This is a genomic window from Myroides phaeus, assembly GCF_009799805.1.
Taxonomy (GTDB): domain Bacteria; phylum Bacteroidota; class Bacteroidia; order Flavobacteriales; family Flavobacteriaceae; genus Flavobacterium; species Flavobacterium phaeum_A.
Window position 1 is genome coordinate 2968662 of the sequence record NZ_CP047050.1, and the last position, 18918, is coordinate 2987579.

Genomic DNA, 18918 nt, shown 5'->3' on the forward strand with positions numbered 1-18918 from the left:
TTTAGAGGTTTTTTTCATTTCCCAATACCGTTTTGAAGTAATGTTTTTGAAAAAAGATTTTTGATTTTGATTTGAATAATTATTACAAAACAATACAACTTGTTTTGTGTTTATGTACTAATAATTTTTAGTACGTAAATTTGGATTTACATAAACTGAACATTCTGTAGGAGTTAACGTAATAATTGCAGGATTTGACCTATACATTTCCTCTCCGTACGGCTCACCTTGCCCTCCGGTTATCCCCTTCATAGAGTATCTAACTTTTGCTCCATTTTTACTAAAATTATCTTTAGGTTGAAAACTAATAAGCATTGTTCTCGGATTATAACTCCACAATCCATTTTCATCAGAATAATGATGTCCATCACTCGATTCACCACCTTCTATTGGATAAAAAACAAATGAATTAGGATCTATAAGGTCACTTCCTGCTTTTGGATCTGAAATATGTCCACCATAAGCATAATCTCTTTCGAAAGGATAAAACTGAGACATAGTTGTTGTACAAACGTCAAAATCTTTATCTGTAGCAACTGCTGCATAAGGAACAGAAATCAATAAGTTACGAATCATATGAACATCCGTTCTCCCTCCTGTAATACCTGCGAAACCAACTTTCAATCGCTCTGGCACTGATGAATCTAATTCAAACTTCACATCTGGACCGGCTACATTCTGCAATTTTGCATCTGTTTCAAAATCACTATATTTTCCTTCTGCATTTTCATAATAAGTAATCTTCGTTTTATAGTGATAGCTATCAATTACAGTTGACAACTGATTTCCGTGTTGAATTTTTACACTTATATTAAATCCTCCTTCTTTATGAGGAATTAAACTAATAAAAGCTTTCCTAAACTTATCATCACTTTCATTATCCCCAACACCTCCATTTCGCAAGCTAAAAGAAGTATCTTTTGAAAAACTCGGACCAAAATTATAAGTACCATCATCATTTAATTCTCCACTACCATCTGTTTGGGTATCAGTTTTTAAAGTACTTACTGTTTTTAATACCGGATATCCACGATACCCCAACATAGCATCTCTGCCAGGTAATTTATATTCAGCTCCTCTTAAAGTAATATGACTTGGACCAGGTATATCTGATTTGGGTGATTTCCATTTATGTCCCTTAATTCCATTTATTCTTAGCTCATTACCAAAAACTTGATTTTTATAATTCCCTGACATATTTAATCCAACACCTAAATATGCTCCAGGTAAACCCTTTCGTCTATACTGTTTTTGAGCAGTCTCTGATGATCTATTAAATACATACCCCATAGAACGAGCCCCTGCTCCCATAAACATATCTTCATCCGGAATAGAACCATCGTATAAAAAAACAATGAAACCATCTGTACCATTAGGATCACTACCTCCATATACATTAAATTCAAAACTAATTTCTATACCATTACTTGAAGTAAAAGACATATCCTTCATTAAAATAGCACCAAATTGTCTTGATTTATTTGGGGTTAAAAACAATCCTTCAGTTGTAAAAGTTGCATTATTTGCCCCTTGTGGTAAATAAAGCCCCTGAGGCACATCAGTACCATCTTGAAGGGTTAAGAAAAAAGGAAAACTAACATTCGTATTTTGTGCCCATACATTTGATAAAGACACTAAAAAAACTATAATTATTGTTTTTATTTTATTCATGATCTAAGGTAAATATTAACACTATACAAGCGAAATCTCACAACAATTACCACTAATACAGATTAATTAAAATTAACATTAATAAAGCAAACAAACCAATATTATATACAATATATTATATTTTAATTAAAATATACAAAATATAAATTAACAACCAGATTGTAAATTTTACAATTAACAGAACTATTCCCCCTGAAAACAATCATCATACCAAAAAACAAAATATTTTATTCTTAACAGTTTTTTAATAAAAAAAATATAAAATACAACTATAGCCAACTCCTTTTAAAAAAGTGTAAAAACACCAAAAAAAAGAAGTACAACATCTAAATATTCCCATTTTATAACCGACTAAATAAAAAGAAATCTTTATTTAAAATGTAAAAAAAAATAAAAATCAAATAATTACTCAAATAAAGTGTACATAATTAAATGATCAAAAAACCTTTAAAAAGTTCCATTTACTATTGATTTATACAACTTTTTAAATTTTCAAAAAAATTACAATAATTCACTTTTTTTAAGTTTAACCATTGGCTTGAAAAAAACAATACATCTATATAATTCTACTCATAGAACCGCAAAAGATATTCGAGAATTTTGTAATAGAAGCGAATTATATTTTAAAAGTCTTTAAAAAAGACTGTGATAACTCAATTTTCACATCCTTAACAAAAAGGATATAATTAAATCAAATAACACACTATGTAAACAATTACCAATATTTACACATTTATACTTTAAAAAAGCACTTAATACACAACTAAAACACTTCTATTTTCTTTTTTGTTAAAAACAGCGAACTATATGTTTTATTGAGTAATCATTTGATTTAAGAAGATTTATTTAGCATATATTTGTAAGTAACACAAAACACCTAACAAATCCTTATTAACACCAATTCTTTAAAAATGGAAACTGTAAGTCTTAGAAAATCGTCTCAGATAGACGTTAACCAGCGTTATGATGAAATCTTGCTGATGCTTGCTGATGCAAAAAAAAGAGGGGAAAACTTCATAAAAGTAGAATATTTACCATATGAGCTTTATATGAAACTAATCGAACACAACTACGTAATTCAAAAAATGAAACAACGTGTGTATTCCTTTCTGTTTTTGAAGAAAACAATCAAGTATTATTATATTTATCAACAAACTACCAATTAATATTTTAGCCAAATATTTATGTTGATAATAACAATAGTATTTAGTTTAAACTAAAACTATTTTCAAGAATAGTATATATTCCTTACTAACGCGAAAAGCCTGAATTTCCACTCAGGCTTTTTTTATTCTACTCAATTCGATTGAGTACTTTTTGGATATATGCGTAATAATCTCCTTTGAGATTTTTTATTGAATCTTCCACTTGCCTTTTTAAAACCCACTTATTTAGCAAGGCAATTTCTTCTAAACAAGCGATTTTTAAACTTGTTCGCTTTTCTAATGTTTTAACGAATTCCGTGGCTTCTGTCAATGATTCGTGAGTACCAGTATCTAACCAAGCAAAACCACGTCCCATCGGAATCAACTTTAATTGCTCTTGCTTAAGATATTTAAGATTCAAGTCAGTTATTTCTATTTCACCTCTTTTTGAAGGCTTTATATCTTTAGCTTTTTGAACGACAGAATTAGGATAGAAATATAACCCAACGACTGCATAGTTTGATTTAGGTAAAGCGGGCTTTTCTTCAATTGATATCACATTCCCTTCTTTATCAAAATCAACTACCCCATATCGTTCTGGATCGTCAACATAATAACCAAAAACAACAGCTTTCTGATCTTCTGTAACTATGCGAATTGATTCCTTTAACATTACTTGTAAACCTGCACCATAAAAAATATTATCTCCTAATATCAAACAGACATCATCGTTTCCTATAAACTCCTTACCAATTATAAAAGCTTGTGCTAATCCGTCAGGATTTGGTTGCTCTGCATAACTTAGTGAAATTCCCAATTGACTACCATCTCCAAATAAGTTTTTAAAGTTTGGTAAATCTCTTGGTGTAGATATAATTAAAATTTCCCTTATCCCTGCCAACATCAATACTGACAATGGATAATAAATCATTGGCTTATCATAAATAGGCAACAATTGCTTAGACACCGCCAATGTTAAGGGGTGTAATCGCGTTCCTGCTCCACCTGCTAATATTATTCCTTTCATTCGTGATTTTATTTTTTTAGACGCAAAGTATTGCATCTTTATATTGTGTCAAACGAAAACAATTAACTTTTACATTTCTGTAAACCGTTAACAGTAACCCTTTATTTATACTGTTCTTTATAGTAATCTGCATAAGCACCACTGGTTACATTCTCTAACCACTGTTGATTATTCATATACCACTCTATTGTTTTTGCTAATCCTTCTGGGAACGTAACAGATGGTTTCCATCCTAATTCCTTATTGATTTTAGTTGCGTCAATGGCATAGCGTAAGTCGTGCCCTGGTCTGTCTTTCACATACGTAATCAACTGCTCACTTTCTCCTACTTCACGACCTAATACTGTGTCCATTTGTTTACATAACTCACGAACTAAGTCGATGTTTTGCCATTCGTTGAATCCACCAATATTATATGTTTCCGCATTTCCTCCTTTGTGAAATACATCGTCTATCGCTCTTGCGTGGTCTATTACATACAACCAATCACGAGTATATTTTCCATTTCCGTAAATAGGCAATGGTTTTTTATTGATGATATTGTGAATACACAGGGGAATCAACTTTTCTGGAAAGTGGTTTGGTCCGTAGTTATTAGAGCAATTACTAATTACATACGGCATACCATACGTTTCTCCATACGCACGTACAAAGTGATCTGAACTTGCTTTAGAGGCTGAATAAGGCGAATTTGGATCATAAGCTGTTGTTTCATAAAAGAAACCTGTTTCTCCTAACGAGCCATATACTTCATCTGTACTAACGTGGTAAAAACGCTTTCCTTCAAAATTACCTTGCCAAAGACCTTTAAATGCCTGTAATAAATTAACCGTACCGATTACATTTGTTCTCACAAATGCCAACGGATCTGTAATTGATCTATCTACGTGAGATTCTGCTGCCAGGTGAATAACCCCATCAAATTGTTCTTGTTGAAACAATTCATTGATAAATTGCTCATCTGTAATATCTCCTTTTACAAACGTATAGTTTGGTGCATTTTCAATGTCTCTCAGATTTTCTAAATTACCTGCATACGTCAAGGCATCCAAATTATATATTTGGTAATTAGGATAGTTCAATACGAACTGTCTTACTACGTGTGAACCGATAAATCCAGCTCCTCCTGTGATTACAATCTTTTTCATTAGTTACTTCTTAATACCACAAAAATCTAAAACTACTTTATCATCAGTTAATTTTAATTCTTTAAACTCATTATGAGCAACTAAAAACACAATGATATCCGCTTTCTCAACAGCTACTTTATAGTCTGTTAATTTAAACACTTTGTGTTCGTGTACATTAGGCTCTACAATATACATATCCGCATCTCCTGAATCTTGCAATACACGTTCAGCGATATGAATAGCAGGAGACTCACGTAAATCATCGATATTTGGTTTAAATGCTAATCCCATAATCGCAATCACAGGTTGACGCCCTTTTGTCAATTCAAACTCTAAACGAGTTGTTTTTACTTTTTCAGCACACCAAAATGATTTATAATTATTAATCTCTCTTGCTTGTGCGATAATACGAGATTCCATAGGGAATTCAGAAACAATAAAATATGGATCTACTGCGATACAATGTCCTCCTACCCCACATCCTGGTTGTAAAATATTTACACGTGGATGTTTATTGGCTAATTCTATTAATTCCCAAACATTAATACCCGCTCTATCACAAATTAATGACAACTCATTTGCAAAGGCAATCTGAACATCACGAGAAGAGTTTTCTGTTAATTTACACATCTCAGCTGTACGTGCATTTGTTGGGTGTAATGTTCCTTGTACAAATTGACTGTAAAAAGCAATTGCTTTTTGAGTTGATTCTTCGTTCACTCCACCAATTACACGGTCATTGTGAACTAATTCGTGCATTACATTTCCTGGTAATACACGCTCAGGACAATATGCTAAATATATTTTTCCTTCTAATTCTGGTCTTTCTGTAAAAATGTATTCCATCATTTTTTCAGTTGTTCCAACAGGAGAAGTAGATTCTATAATATACAAATCACCTTCTTTTAACAAAGGCATAATAGCTGTAGTAGCAGCTTTTACATAAGAAATATCTGGCTCGTGATTTCCTTTAAAAGGAGTTGGAACTACGACTAAATATGTATTGGCTTCAATTGGTGTAGTAGCTGCTTTTAAATAACCTTCTGCTACAGCCTCAGCCACTGCCTTATCTAAATCTGGTTCTACAATGTGAATTTTACCTGCGTTAATTGTATCCACAACGTGTTGTGAAATATCAACTCCGTGAACTCCTATTTTATTTTGTGCAATCAAAGCAGAAGTTGGCAATCCGATGTACCCTAAACCAATTGTTACTACTTGTGTATTTTTCATTTGTATATAAAATCTTGTTTGTTGTATTTTTTTTCAAAAACGCAATGAATTGCGTCTGTTATAATTTAGCTATAAATTCTACAATGCGTTCACACGCTTTTCCATCTCCATAAGGATTGTGTAAAGCTGACATCGCTTGATAGCGCTTTTCATCTGTTAACAAGCTATTCACTTCGTTTACAATCTTAGCTTTATCCGTTCCTACTAAAATAACTGTTCCAGCTTCTACAGCTTCTGGACGTTCAGTAGTATCACGCATAACCAATACAGGTTTCCCTAAACTTGGCGCTTCTTCTTGTACCCCTCCACTATCGGTAATAATCATAAAACTTTGGTTCATTAACCATACAAATGATGGGTAAGCCAAAGGTGAGATTAATTGAATATTATCAATTCCTGATAAAATCTCATATACAGGTCCTTTTACATTTGGATTCAAATGTACAGGATAGATAATTTGTGCATCTTTATGTGTTAAAGCTATTTCTTTTAAGGCCTCACAAATGCGAATAAAACCATCTCCATGATTCTCTCTTCTGTGTCCTGTTACTAAAATCAACTTCTTATTGGGATCTACAATTGTTTTTAAATTGTCGATTTCTTCATTTTGTAAATCTTCAACGCGCTCTACACTTTCTAATAGTGCATCAATTACAGTATTTCCTGTAATTAAAATATCTTTTTCGGCAATATTTTCACGAAGTAGATTAGCACGAGAAGCCTCAGTTGGTGCAAAGTGATAATCTGTTACTCTACCCGTAATCTGTCTGTTGATTTCCTCTGGAAAAGGAGCACGTTTATTATGCGTACGCAATCCAGCTTCTACGTGACACACTTCTGCTCCACTATAAAAAGCAGCAATACTCGATGCCATTGTAGTAGTGGTATCTCCGTGTACATAAACATAATCTGGTTTAAAATCTTCTAATACTTCTTTCAAACCGTTAATTATATCCCCTGTTAGAGAATATAAATTCTGATTAGGTTTCATTAAATTCATATCATATTCTGGCACGATATCAAAAAACGCTAAAACTTGATCAAGCATTTCGCGGTGTTGTGCGGTAACACAAACTCGTGTATCAAATTTATCGCTATGCTTTTTAAACTCTTTTACCAATGGAGCCATTTTTATAGCTTCTGGTCTTGTACCAAATACAATTAAATTCTTTTTCATTTCTTTTTTATACTTTTAAACTACCCTCTTCCGATAGTATAAACTTCAAAACCTATTTTCTCTAATTCTTGACGATCTAAAAGACTACGCCCATCAAATACAAAGGCTGGCTTTTGCATATTGTCATATATCTTTTGCCAATCATAAGTCTTAAACTCATCCCACTCTGTTAATACAGCTACTCCGTGTGCTCCGTTTAAAGCTTCGTAAGGGTTTGCGTGAACAGTTAAGTGTTTTTCGTTTGCTTCTGCACTGCGTGTATTTAGATAATCTAAGTCAGCCAACATTTGTTGTTCTGTTACTTTTGGATCGTAAACGTGAATATTTGCTTCTTCTTCCATTAAATCATTAGCCACATAAATAGCCGCTGATTCTCTGGTATCATTGGTATCTTTTTTAAATGCCCATCCTAAGAAAGCAATCTTTTTACCGTTTACAGTATTGAATAACGTAGAAACAATACGCTCTGCAAAACGTCTTTTTTGGTGGTCATTCATAATGATTACCTGTTCCCAATAATTTGCAACCCCTGTTAAACCGTACGTTTGGGCAATATATACTAAGTTTAAAATATCTTTTTGAAAACAAGAACCTCCAAATCCTACTGAAGCTTTCAAGAATTTACTTCCTATACGGCTATCTGTACCTATTGCTCTTGCTACTTCATTTACATCTGCACCAGAAACTTCACATAACTCAGAAATTGCATTAATAGAAGAAACTCGTTGTGCTAAGAAAGCATTAGCTGTTAATTTAGAAAGCTCTGAAGACCATACGTTTGTAGTTAAAATTCTTTCTGTAGGAACCCAAGCACTGTAAATATCAACTAAAGCTTGCATTGCTTCTCTTCCTTCTATAGTCTCTGCTCCTCCAATTAATACACGGTCTGGATTTAATAAATCCGTTACTGCTGTACCTTCTGCTAAGAACTCTGGATTTGAAAGTATTTGAAACTCTACTCCGTTTCCTGTTTGATCTAAAATACGTTTAATAGCTTGTGCTGTTCTAACAGGCAACGTAGATTTTTCAACCACAATCTTATCTGTTTTTGCAACACGAGCAATTTGACGCGCACATAATTCAATGTATTTTAAGTCTGCTGCCATCCCCTTACCTTTTCCGTAAGTTTTTGTAGGTGTATTTACAGAAATAAAAATCATATCTGCTTCGTCAATTGCTTTATCAACTTCAGTAGAGAAAAATAAGTTACGACCTCTTGCTTCACCAACAATTACATCTAATCCTGGCTCATAAATAGGTAATTTACTCAAGTCTTCCCCATTCCAAGCAGCAATACGCGCTTCGTTAAGGTCAACAACAGTAATTTGGATATGGGGATTTTTCTGTGCTATAACAGACATTGTAGGTCCACCTACATATCCAGCTCCAATACAACAGATCTTTTTGATTTCTTTCATAAAATAATCTAAATTATAAACACTTGAATGAACGTTATTTAAATACAATTTCACTATAATAAAATTATATAACAATATAATTCCAACAAACAAGAGTTATCAAAAATACAAAAGGAAATGCACAACGCATACTTTTAAAGCTTGTTTGTCTAAACAAAAAAAGAGCCTTACAGATGTAAAACTCTTTTTAAAACAAATTAATTCTTAAATCTAATCGTATTTTCGATTATCCTATTTTTCTAATTTTACTATTTTCTTTCTCCGCTACTTCTTTTCTTAACGAACTACTTGAAAAACGGTGATCTCTTCTATTATAATGTAATTCAATACCTGTCTCTTCACAATAAGCACGACCAGTAAAGTTTTTATCTTTATACTCATCACCTAAAATACGCACATCTATTTTAAAAGATCTTAAAATATCTTCTAAATCTTGCTCTGTTGCGTAAGGCACAATCTCATCAACAAATCTACACCCCTTTAATTGAATATATCTTTCTACAACAGTTTGTGTTGGCTTATTTTTTTCAGGTCTATCTAATGTTGGATCAGTTTGTAAACCCACAATTAAATAATCACACTCACGTTTAGCCTCTTCTAACATTTTTATATGTCCTGCGTGCAATAAATCAAAAGCACTAAATGTTATTCCTATTTTCATATTCCTTTTATTTTTGTTTGACCTTTTATGATATTCTATTACAAAAAATCAACCAATACTAAATATTATTTTATTTTAAAAACTAAAACAGTTTGTTATTTTTAGACAAAAAACAATAAAACTGTAATAATTGACCAATTTACACGACATCACTTGAAAACTTCTCTTAAAATACTATTTTATATAATATATGTTTTTATAACAATAAAAAATAGTATTGCAAACTGGCTTATTGTAAAGTGATAAAAACATACATAAAATGTGTAAAACCTCTACAATCTAATATATATTTATTATACTTAACTCCTTTTTTATTTGGGAAGACAAAAATACATCAAATAAAAATTATAAACAGTAGTAATTCTGTGAAATAGCTATTTTTCTTAGGGAAATAGAATTATAAGAAATGTAAGAAAAACAACACCACAAGATATTAGGTATATCTTGTGGTGTAAAACAGAGTGGGGATTCTGTTTCTTTTTTGAAAAGAACTGTGAAAGTTAAATTGAATTTGATAAAACTATTTTAACTCTCAGTATAAAAATTTGTCATTTTTAACTATCACAAATATATACAGTTTGCGATGTTAACCACTAAGACCAAAGTACTAAAAAAGTTACTTCTAAAATGAACAACAATTACGCACATATATGAAATTCAAATCATTAAGAAAAAACTAATACTAAAGTACTATGTTTTTTAACACTTAAGAAACTCACCTTTTTTTTGAAAAAACAACAAATTATATATCTTATTTTTTATTTTTTCACTAATTAAAAATAAGCTTTTACGGAAATCCTCTTGCAAATATGAAATAATCTCGCATTATTTGCATAAATTGTTTATTAATAACAGTATAATATAAATTATGAAGTCCCCACTACAAAAGAAAGTAGCAAGTTATATCTTGTTACTCTTGTTATTTCCTTTATTTTCATATTCACAAAAAAGTAATAGTGATATAACTTTTTTTGAAAACCTACAATACAGTCCTTTAGCAGGAAAAAATAATACTGAAATTAGTAAAAAAATTAATAATTATAAATGGTTAAGAATAACATTAGAAAATAACGAAATTAATAAACCTTGTATTTTTAAATTTCCAAGTGCTCATATCTTAGACTACGATTTTTATGTTAATGATGGAGTGAATTGGAATAAAATAATACCAAACTATGACCTTGATGGAAGCCGAATTAGTACGCGTTTTCCTGAACATCATTTTAAATCACACACCCCTTATATATACCTAAAGATTCCTCACAATTTCAATAATGCAGAACAATTTGTACTAAAAGAGAGAGGTGCTTATAAAGGTGCAGGAGTCAGTATGCTTATTTTAATTGGAGTATACTACGGATTCATCATTTTATCAATACTCCTTGACTTGGGTTTCTATTATATTTCAAAAGATCAAACATTTATTATTTTTAGTCTTCTACTTGCCTCTATTGGATTAATATTTTTTCATGAAGACGGAATGTTTTACTTTCTATCGGATGGAAAATATACATTAAAACACATAATTACTTTAAGTTTTCCTATTATTAGTTTTTTACTTTCTTATTTTACTTATAATTTTCTAAGTTTAAAAGAAAGTGGAAAAATCATCAAACTTATTTTAACCACATTAGCATTAACTTCTATTTTATTAGCTATTTCATATACTATTACTGACCAATATTTATATCTACATATACTAAAACACGCTTGTTTAATAATACCAATCATAGGTTTTCTAATTTCTTTGTCTGCAATTAAAAAAGACATATATATGAAAATATTAACCGGTATATTTGTTATTCTTGTTTTTCAAGTTTTAGGTTATTCTTGGTCAATAACATACGATATTTTTAATTTTAGTTTTTTTCATTTAAATGCACTTAGAATTACTATGTCAATAAGTATTGTAGCTATTAACATACTTATTCTAATGAGAATTGAAAAATTAAATAGGCAAAATCAAATGTACCGTAATCAGATAAAGAATTATATTTTTGAGTTAAAGCAACAAAAATTAGAAGCGGCAATATCTCATAAAAACAACCCTTCATTTTTTATACAGTCACCACTACAAGCAGACAATCTATTGACCAATATTGAAAAAATAATTATGCAATTAAAAGAAGAGTTTGCTTTAACAGATAGAGAAACAGATGTACTTGTTGGTATTTGGGAAGGATTAGCTAATCAAGAAATAGCAGAAAACTTATCAATTTCACTGAGCACTACAAAACATCATGTCAGTAATTTATATGCTAAACTTAATGTCAAAAATAGAAGTCAAACTATTTTATTAAAAGAAAGTCTTTTAAATCAACAAGAGACTTTAGTAGACGTCTAAATATACAAATAAGGGCATACTCATCGTGTATGCCCTTATTTGTATATTTCAAAAAGTATTAGTCATCAATACCTAAAAACACTCCAGCGTTGTCAAAAAGTAATTCTAAATTCTCTCCTCCTTTCTCAACTTCTACTTGAAAATGATCTTTTTCTCGCTCAATACTCACTGTTTTATATCTACTGTAATTAGCCTTAATGTAAGAAGCAATACGCTCTAATAATACCGTATTTGGCAAATCATTCATTTGATTTCCTTTTATTTCTTTCCATTCTCCCATATTATCAAACTCAATCTTATAACCATTTGATAAATATACTTTGTATTTGTCTTCTTTACTATCTAATTCCTTCTTAACTAATACAACTGTCGTTTCTCCAAAATTCTTAGTTATAAACTCTTTTGCTACTTTCGGAATCTCTGTTTCTTCTACCACTTGTTCATCGTGGTCTAAATCAAGATCAAGTCCTATAAACTCTTGCTGCTGATTAAATACTAATTCTAAATTATCACTTAATGACACCTCAAATCCTCTTCTACTATCTTTATCCACTTCAATTATTGAAACATTTGGATAATTAGATTGTACATAAGCTAATATGGTTGGTATTTCTTTTTGTAAAAATTCCATAGGAATTGCTGAATTATCAAGCATTTCTACTTCTGTCCAATTTCCTTCCCTATCAAAGTCAATCTTCATATTGTTATCCAAGTTTGCAGAATGCGTAGATCCGTAATAATTTGGTTGTCCCAACTCTTTCGTTTCTTTCACTGCTACTTTTGGAAAAACGGACATAATAAAACTATACATACTATCTGGCAACGTTACTCCTTCATTTACTTCAACTCCTGCTACATTATCACTACTTTCTTTTTTACATGCCGTAACACTTAACGTCAAAGCTAATATACCTGCTAAAACAATATTATTTCTTTTCATATCACTTCTTATTAATCGTCAATTCTACTAAATTTCCCTTCTTTTGTAAACTCTAATTCCAATCCGTTACTCAGTTTAACTTCAATTTTTCTAAAGCCTTTTTCAACTTTTGTAATATCAACACCTGCAAAATTCTTCTTCACATAGTTTACAATATTCGTATTGATAAACCCAGTTGGAATCGCCATCTTACGTCCGTCTACTTCTTCCCATTCTCCTTTTCCATCAAATTCAACCTTCATTCGATCTACAAATTGTACTTCATACGATGTAGAAAACAATTCTTTATCTTGTTTTACGTAACTAATTTCCTTTCCTTTAAAGTAATTAGTAATAAAACTAAGGGCTTTTTGAGGTAATTGTTGCTTTGAAATGATTGTATCACTCGCCATTGATGATTGAGTAAATAAACTTGCTACTACCACCATCACTACTGTCAATAAATTTTTAAACTTTTTCATACTTGTTGTTTCTTATTTTTTATAGGACAAATGTATAGTCACAATCTGGAAAGAATTGGGAATAATTTAATTTGTAGAAAATATTTCGAAGTGATGTTTTCCATCGTAGTAATAACGCAATGATAAAGCAGGTGTTACTTTGACAATTGTTTCCACTAATGCCAAACCTAATCCAGTTGATTGCTCATTTGTAGAACTTCTAAAAAAACGATTGTAAATCAACTGTTCATCTAAAGCCCCCTCTAACATACTACTGTTACTAATAATCATTTTCGATGACTCTAATTTGATTACAATATCACCACCTTTTACATTGTGAAATAAAGCATTTTTCAACAAGTTTTGGAATAACATAATAGCCAAGCCTCTATCCATTGAAACAACAAAAGGCTCTGTATCGGCAATAATCTTTACAGCAATTGCTTTGTATTCTAATAATTCGTCATATTCACCAACTACAGCATAAACTAATTCATTAAAATTAACCTTCTGAATGTCTTGATATTGATTATTTTCTATTTTAGTCAACATCAATAAGGACTTATTTAACTTAACTAACCTTCTCACACTATCGTGAATTGATTCAATTTGCGCAATTTGCTTTTCTGTTACTCCCTCCTCTTCTATCATTAGCTCTAACTTATTACTAATAATAGCAAGAGGTGTTTGTGTTTCGTGAGCAGCATTTGACACGAATATCTTTTGCTGATCAAACGTATTTTCAATACGCTGAATCAATTTATTAATTTCAACTTGTAAATCATTAAATTCTCGAATCGGAGTAGCTGTTTCTTGGGTTACAACTTTTTGTCCAAAACTATACCCTTGTAAATTGCTCAATAAGCGATAAAATGATTTCCATACCTTACGCAAAATAAAATAGTTTATAATAAATATGCTCCCCAACAACATTACATATAATGCTAAAACAGAAATTCCAAAATCTCTAAGTAAATCATCTGCTTCAATTGTGGAAGTACTTATTTCTAATTTATAATTATCTCCCTTTTTATCCGTAAAGACTGTGGTCAAAATACGTACAGGTTCTTCATTATCATCTGACTCCATATAAATATTCTTTGTTTCAAAAACATTCTTAACCGAATAATCACCTGCAGGCAAAGGAGTAATTCTAAAGCCATTTGCTCCAAAAGACTGAACGCTTTTTAATTGTGGATCATTATATGCTTTTTTAATTATTTCAATCTTGGTATTTTTTAATCCATCATCAATGTTGTCGTACACCTCATCTGTCATAAATGCATAAAATACAAATACCCATAATGTAAGTACTACAAATAACCCAATTGACAAATACTTTAATGTATAGTTTTGTAATCTCATTTTATTCATTTACCAATTTATACCCCATACCATAAACAGATTGTATGTTCAAATCTGCTTTACTTGTTTTTAGTTTTTTTCTAAGATTTTTCACTTGTGAATAAACAAAATCAAGGCTATCCACATCATCTACATAATCTCCCCAAACGTGTTCTGCTAATGAACTTTTAGTCACCAAACGATTAGCATTTACCACAAAATAATATAGCATAGCAAATTCTTTATTATTAAATACAACTGATTTCCCATCCACTAAAACTAAGCGATCATCATAAAATATTTCAACATTATTCCACTTTGTACTTTGCTGACCATTTTGATTTCGCCTTCTTAAAACAGACTTAATACGCGCGTGTAATTCAGACAAGTGAAAAGGTTTTGTCAAATAATCATCCGCCCCTAACTCTAAGCCTAATACTTTATCATCTATAGAATCCTTTGCTGATATAATAATAACAGCATCTCCTTTTCCCTGATTTTTAATACTACGCAACAAGTCAATACCACTACCATCTGGCAACATAATATCTAACAACACACAATCATAATCAAACCCAACTACCTTATCTTCACCTTCTATGTAAGTTGAAGCTGTTTCAACCACATACCTTTCTTTCTCTAAAGACTCAACGATCACATTTTGTAGCTCACGTTCATCTTCAATCACAAGTATTTTCATTATTACGCCTATTTATTTTAATTAATTCAAGTTACAGAAAAGAAAAAAGTCTAACACAATAAAATTTACGAAAATTATAAAACACACTCATATCTTTAAATATCAAAACTTCACCAAATACCATACTGTACAAACAGAAATGATTACTTCTTTACAAGCTCATAATTTTAATATCTTAGTAATTCATAATATCGAAATGTTTCCACTACAATTACACACACACCGACTTCATATTGAAGAATTGGCGTATGCTGATGCTTCATTCATCCTTAATTTAGTCAATACTGAAGGGTGGTTAAAATATATTGGCAATAGAAATATTTATACTCTCTTTGAAGCAGCAATCTACATTCAAAGTATATTAGATAATCGTAATTTTAAATTCTGGACTGTAAAACTAAAAAACTCCAATAAAAGCATAGGACTTATAAGTATTATCAAAAGGGAATATTTACACTATCCCGATTTAGGTTTTGCTTTTTTACCAGAATACACGCATTTAGGTTATGCATTCGAGGCGACGAATATAATTGTAAAACAAGCACAAATACAGCAAAAATACAATACTCTATTAGCTACTACCCTCCCAACTAATCATCATTCTATAAAACTTTTGAAAAAATTAGGTTTTTTAAACCTACAGCAAATTGAAGTAAAGAATGAAAAGATGAACCTATATATTTTAAATAAAAATTAAAGTAATTAATATGTGAGTAACACAAAATATATTTTAAATAATGGCACAACAAATTACATCAATAAGAAAAAAATATATCACAATGCACTTTTAAAGCCTTATTCTATTCAAGAAGAAATAAAAAATCCCTTCCCATTCATAAACAATTAACGTTATTAATTATAAATAACATCACTAAATACTTAGCCAAAAGTGAAAATGTTTACTTCAAGAAAGGGATATAAAATCGCATAAGGTACTAAGTCCCCACAATTCCCCTATGCGTTGACAAAATTATAATTTTTTACTACCTAAAACCAATCAACCACCAATAATTATCGACATTAGTAGTAAATTTTTACTTTGCTAAAACAATCACACTATTTACATATAATACTCAAGTAAATTAACATATTCAAATAAAATGACACAAAAAAAGCCATACATTAAGTACGGCTTTTTATTTTTTTTTCTGAAATTTATCTGTTTTATTTCGAAAATGTAAGTACAATCTCTTTTCCTGACTTCAAAAGAAGCTTACCGTCTACGATTTCATAGTTAGTTACTGACTGTAAAGTTTGCATATATTCTCTATCTGCTACACCTGAACAAAACATCATTGTTGATGCCATTTTCTCTCCTAACACGATTTCATTTCCTGCTTTTACACTATATTCTCCCATGATGTTATTACAACCATCATTTCCATTCACACGTTTTGTCGCAATCTCAAAGTTTAACTTCGGAGTCTTACCTGGAAACAAATCTTTTAATTCTTTTCCTTCTGATTTCATAGAAATCAATGTCCATTCTCCCCCTAATTCTTTTGCTTGGTCCATAGTTACTTTTTGTTCTTTTACAGTTTTATTTACTTCTCCTGCTGTTTTACAACTTACAACTGTCATTCCAGCAACTACTGCTAACATTAAAGCTATCTTTTTCATTTCTTCTCTTTTTTTTGATTATTGTTCTAAACAAAAATAGACTTTATCTATTTAGATAATCTAAAAATAATCATAAAATAACAGATTTATTCTTCCTAAAGTCACAATTTATCCTAATCAAACAGAATCTCATTTTAATAATTCGAAAAAATCAAACACCTTCACATTACCAAAAACATAATACTTATAAAGAAGTTATTCTTCAGAATACCCGTCAAAATTGTCAGACTGATACAAACTCGTATCCTTTAAAACACTCTGTATCTTTAAACGTTCCCTCTTATTTAAACAATAAATTCCACTACACCATCACTCACAGATAAGCAAAAAAAAAGTGCTACCGAAGTAACACTTTTTATTCTTATAATTTAATACATTTTAGCTCTAAGCTCTTTAACTTTTGGATCATCTAAATAATCATCAAATGTCATATATCTATCAATTGCACCATTTGGAGTCAACTCTAAAATACGTGTACCAACTGTTTGAGCAAACTCGTGGTCATGTGTAGTCAACAAAATAGTTCCTTTAAAGTTTTTCAATGAGTTATTAAAAGCCGTAATAGACTCTAAGTCTAAGTGGTTAGTTGGCTCATCTAACATTAAAACATTTGCTCTTACCATCATCATACGAGAAAGCATACAACGTACTTTTTCTCCTCCTGATAATACTCTACCTGTTTTTAATGCTTCTTCTCCAGAGAAAATCATTTTCCCTAAGAATCCACGTACGAAAACCTCATCTCTCTCTTCTTCTGTTTTAGACCATTGGCGTAACCAATCAACAAGAGTTAAATCATTTTCAAAATATTCGTGGTTTTCAACTGGCAAATAAGATTGACTTGTTGTAACACCCCAATCAAACTTCCCTGCATCAGCTTGTTTTTTTCCGTTTAAGATTTCGTAGAATGCTGTAGTAGCACGAGAATCTTTAGAGATAACAACAATTTTATCACCTTTTGCAACATTCAAATCAACATCTTTGAAAAGAACTTCTCCATCAATAGATGCAGCAAGTCCTTCAATGTTCAAGATTTGATCTCCTGCTTCACGATCTTGATCAAAAATAATCGCAGGGTATCTTCTTGAAGAAGGTTTAATATCTCCTAAATTCAATTTATCAATCATTTTCTTACGTGAAGTTGCCTGTTTTGACTTAGCAACGTTCGCACTAAAACGACGGATAAACTCTTCTAATTCTGCTTTTTTCTCTTCAGCTTTCTTATTTTGTTGTGCTCTTTGTTTAGCCGCTAACTGACTTGATTCATACCAGAAAGTATAGTTACCAGAATAATGGTTAATCTTTCCAAAGTCAATATCAGATACATGCGTACAAACAGCATCCAAGAAGTGACGGTCGTGAGACACCACTAATACAGTGTTTTCGTAGTGCGCTAAGAAATTCTCTAACCAACCAATTGTTTCGAAATCCAAGTCGTTGGTAGGCTCATCCATAATTAACACATCAGGATTACCAAATAAAGCCTGAGCTAATAACACACGTACTTTTAATTTAGCATCCATTTCTGCCATTAACGTATAGTGGAAGTCTTCAGTAATTCCTAAGTTCGAAAGTAACGTTGCAGCAGCAGATTCTGCGTTCCAACCATCCATTTCATCAAACTTAATTTGTAACTCACCTATTCTATCAGCATTCTCATCTGTATAGTTTAAGTAAAGCTCGTCCATTTCTTTCTTAACCGAATACAAATCTTTGTTCCCCATCATTACAGTTTCTAATACTGTATATTCATCGAACATATTGTGATTTTGGTTTAGAACAGACATACGCTTTCCTGGTTCTAAAGATACGTGTCCAGAAGTAGGATCAAACTCTCCTGACAGTATTTTTAAAAAAGTAGATTTACCAGCACCATTAGCACCAATAATTCCATAGCAGTTCCCTTGCGTAAAGGTTACATTAACTTCATCAAATAAAATTCGCTTTCCGAATTGAACTGACAGATTTGAAACTGTTAACATCGTAGTATTTTGATTTATATTGTCCGCAAAATTAATAAATTTATATTTAGAAACATCTTTTATTATAACTTATCACTGAACAGATA

The 18918-nt window shown here is 30.9% G+C and carries 16 protein-coding genes; 3 read left to right on the forward strand and 13 right to left on the reverse strand.

Going from position 1 to position 18918, the window contains the following annotated elements:
* Positions 1–117: 117 nt before the first annotated feature.
* Complete coding sequence (locus GQS07_RS13125; RefSeq protein WP_158211211.1) at positions 118–1671, reverse strand: hypothetical protein; 1554 nt, start codon at positions 1669–1671, stop codon at positions 118–120.
* Between the two features lie 911 nt (positions 1672–2582).
* Here GQS07_RS13125 and GQS07_RS13130 point away from each other — a divergent pair.
* Positions 2583–2837, forward strand: a complete 255-nt coding sequence (locus GQS07_RS13130) for a hypothetical protein (protein WP_158211212.1) — start codon at positions 2583–2585, stop codon at positions 2835–2837.
* 127 nt (positions 2838–2964) lie between these two features.
* Here GQS07_RS13130 and rfbA read toward each other — a convergent pair whose 3' ends face one another.
* The 6 genes from rfbA to GQS07_RS13160 all read right to left on the reverse strand — a co-directional run bounded on the left by rfbA (position 2965) and on the right by GQS07_RS13160 (position 9462).
* A complete protein-coding gene (rfbA, locus tag GQS07_RS13135; RefSeq protein ID WP_158211213.1) occupies positions 2965–3843 on the reverse strand; it encodes a glucose-1-phosphate thymidylyltransferase RfbA in 879 nt (292 codons plus the stop codon).
* A gap of 101 nt (positions 3844–3944) precedes the next feature.
* The gene (gene rfbB, locus GQS07_RS13140) at positions 3945–4991 is read right to left on the reverse strand and encodes a dTDP-glucose 4,6-dehydratase (protein ID WP_158211214.1); all 1047 of its coding nucleotides are present in this window, start codon (positions 4989–4991) and stop codon (positions 3945–3947) included.
* 3 nt (positions 4992–4994) lie between these two features.
* On the reverse strand, positions 4995–6206 hold the full coding sequence (gene wecC / locus GQS07_RS13145) for a UDP-N-acetyl-D-mannosamine dehydrogenase (protein WP_158211215.1): 1212 nt from the start codon (positions 6204–6206) through the stop codon (positions 4995–4997).
* A gap of 58 nt (positions 6207–6264) precedes the next feature.
* Positions 6265–7383, reverse strand: coding sequence for a non-hydrolyzing UDP-N-acetylglucosamine 2-epimerase (wecB, locus tag GQS07_RS13150; protein ID WP_158211216.1), 1119 nt, complete (start codon positions 7381–7383; stop codon positions 6265–6267).
* A 20-nt stretch (positions 7384–7403) separates the two neighbouring features.
* Entirely contained in the window at positions 7404–8801 is a 1398-nt protein-coding gene (locus GQS07_RS13155; protein ID WP_158211217.1) for a UDP-glucose 6-dehydrogenase, read from the reverse strand.
* Between the two features lie 226 nt (positions 8802–9027).
* Positions 9028–9462 carry an adenylyltransferase/cytidyltransferase family protein gene (locus tag GQS07_RS13160; protein WP_158211218.1) on the reverse strand — a complete coding sequence of 145 codons (435 nt, stop codon included), beginning with the start codon at positions 9460–9462 and terminating at the stop codon, positions 9028–9030.
* An 868-nt stretch (positions 9463–10330) separates the two neighbouring features.
* Here GQS07_RS13160 and GQS07_RS13165 point away from each other — a divergent pair.
* Positions 10331–11806, forward strand: coding sequence for a LuxR C-terminal-related transcriptional regulator (locus GQS07_RS13165; protein ID WP_158211219.1), 1476 nt, complete (start codon positions 10331–10333; stop codon positions 11804–11806).
* 58 nt (positions 11807–11864) lie between these two features.
* Here GQS07_RS13165 and GQS07_RS13170 read toward each other — a convergent pair whose 3' ends face one another.
* The 4 genes from GQS07_RS13170 to GQS07_RS13185 all read right to left on the reverse strand — a co-directional run bounded on the left by GQS07_RS13170 (position 11865) and on the right by GQS07_RS13185 (position 15230).
* Positions 11865–12746: a PepSY-like domain-containing protein gene (locus GQS07_RS13170; protein WP_158211220.1), complete on the reverse strand. Its 882-nt coding sequence runs from the start codon at positions 12744–12746 to the stop codon at positions 11865–11867.
* 11 nt (positions 12747–12757) lie between these two features.
* Positions 12758–13207: a PepSY-like domain-containing protein gene (locus GQS07_RS13175; RefSeq protein ID WP_158211221.1), complete on the reverse strand. Its 450-nt coding sequence runs from the start codon at positions 13205–13207 to the stop codon at positions 12758–12760.
* Between the two features lie 66 nt (positions 13208–13273).
* Positions 13274–14560, reverse strand: a complete 1287-nt coding sequence (locus tag GQS07_RS13180) for a sensor histidine kinase (RefSeq protein ID WP_233269283.1) — start codon at positions 14558–14560, stop codon at positions 13274–13276.
* On the reverse strand, positions 14553–15230 hold the full coding sequence (locus tag GQS07_RS13185) for a response regulator transcription factor (protein WP_158211222.1): 678 nt from the start codon (positions 15228–15230) through the stop codon (positions 14553–14555). Before GQS07_RS13185 ends, GQS07_RS13180 begins: the two co-directional genes overlap by 8 nt.
* Before the next feature lie 139 nt (positions 15231–15369).
* Here GQS07_RS13185 and GQS07_RS13190 point away from each other — a divergent pair, with 139 nt between their 5' ends.
* Positions 15370–15927, forward strand: a complete 558-nt coding sequence (locus GQS07_RS13190; RefSeq protein ID WP_233269284.1) for a GNAT family N-acetyltransferase — start codon at positions 15370–15372, stop codon at positions 15925–15927.
* Between the two features lie 467 nt (positions 15928–16394).
* Here the strand turns inward: GQS07_RS13190 and GQS07_RS13195 are convergent, their stop codons facing one another.
* Positions 16395–16850, reverse strand: coding sequence for an META domain-containing protein (locus tag GQS07_RS13195; RefSeq protein WP_158211223.1), 456 nt, complete (start codon positions 16848–16850; stop codon positions 16395–16397).
* Between the two features lie 368 nt (positions 16851–17218).
* Positions 17219–18832: an ABC-F family ATP-binding cassette domain-containing protein gene (locus GQS07_RS13200; protein ID WP_158211224.1), complete on the reverse strand. Its 1614-nt coding sequence runs from the start codon at positions 18830–18832 to the stop codon at positions 17219–17221.
* Positions 18833–18918 lie beyond the last annotated feature (86 nt).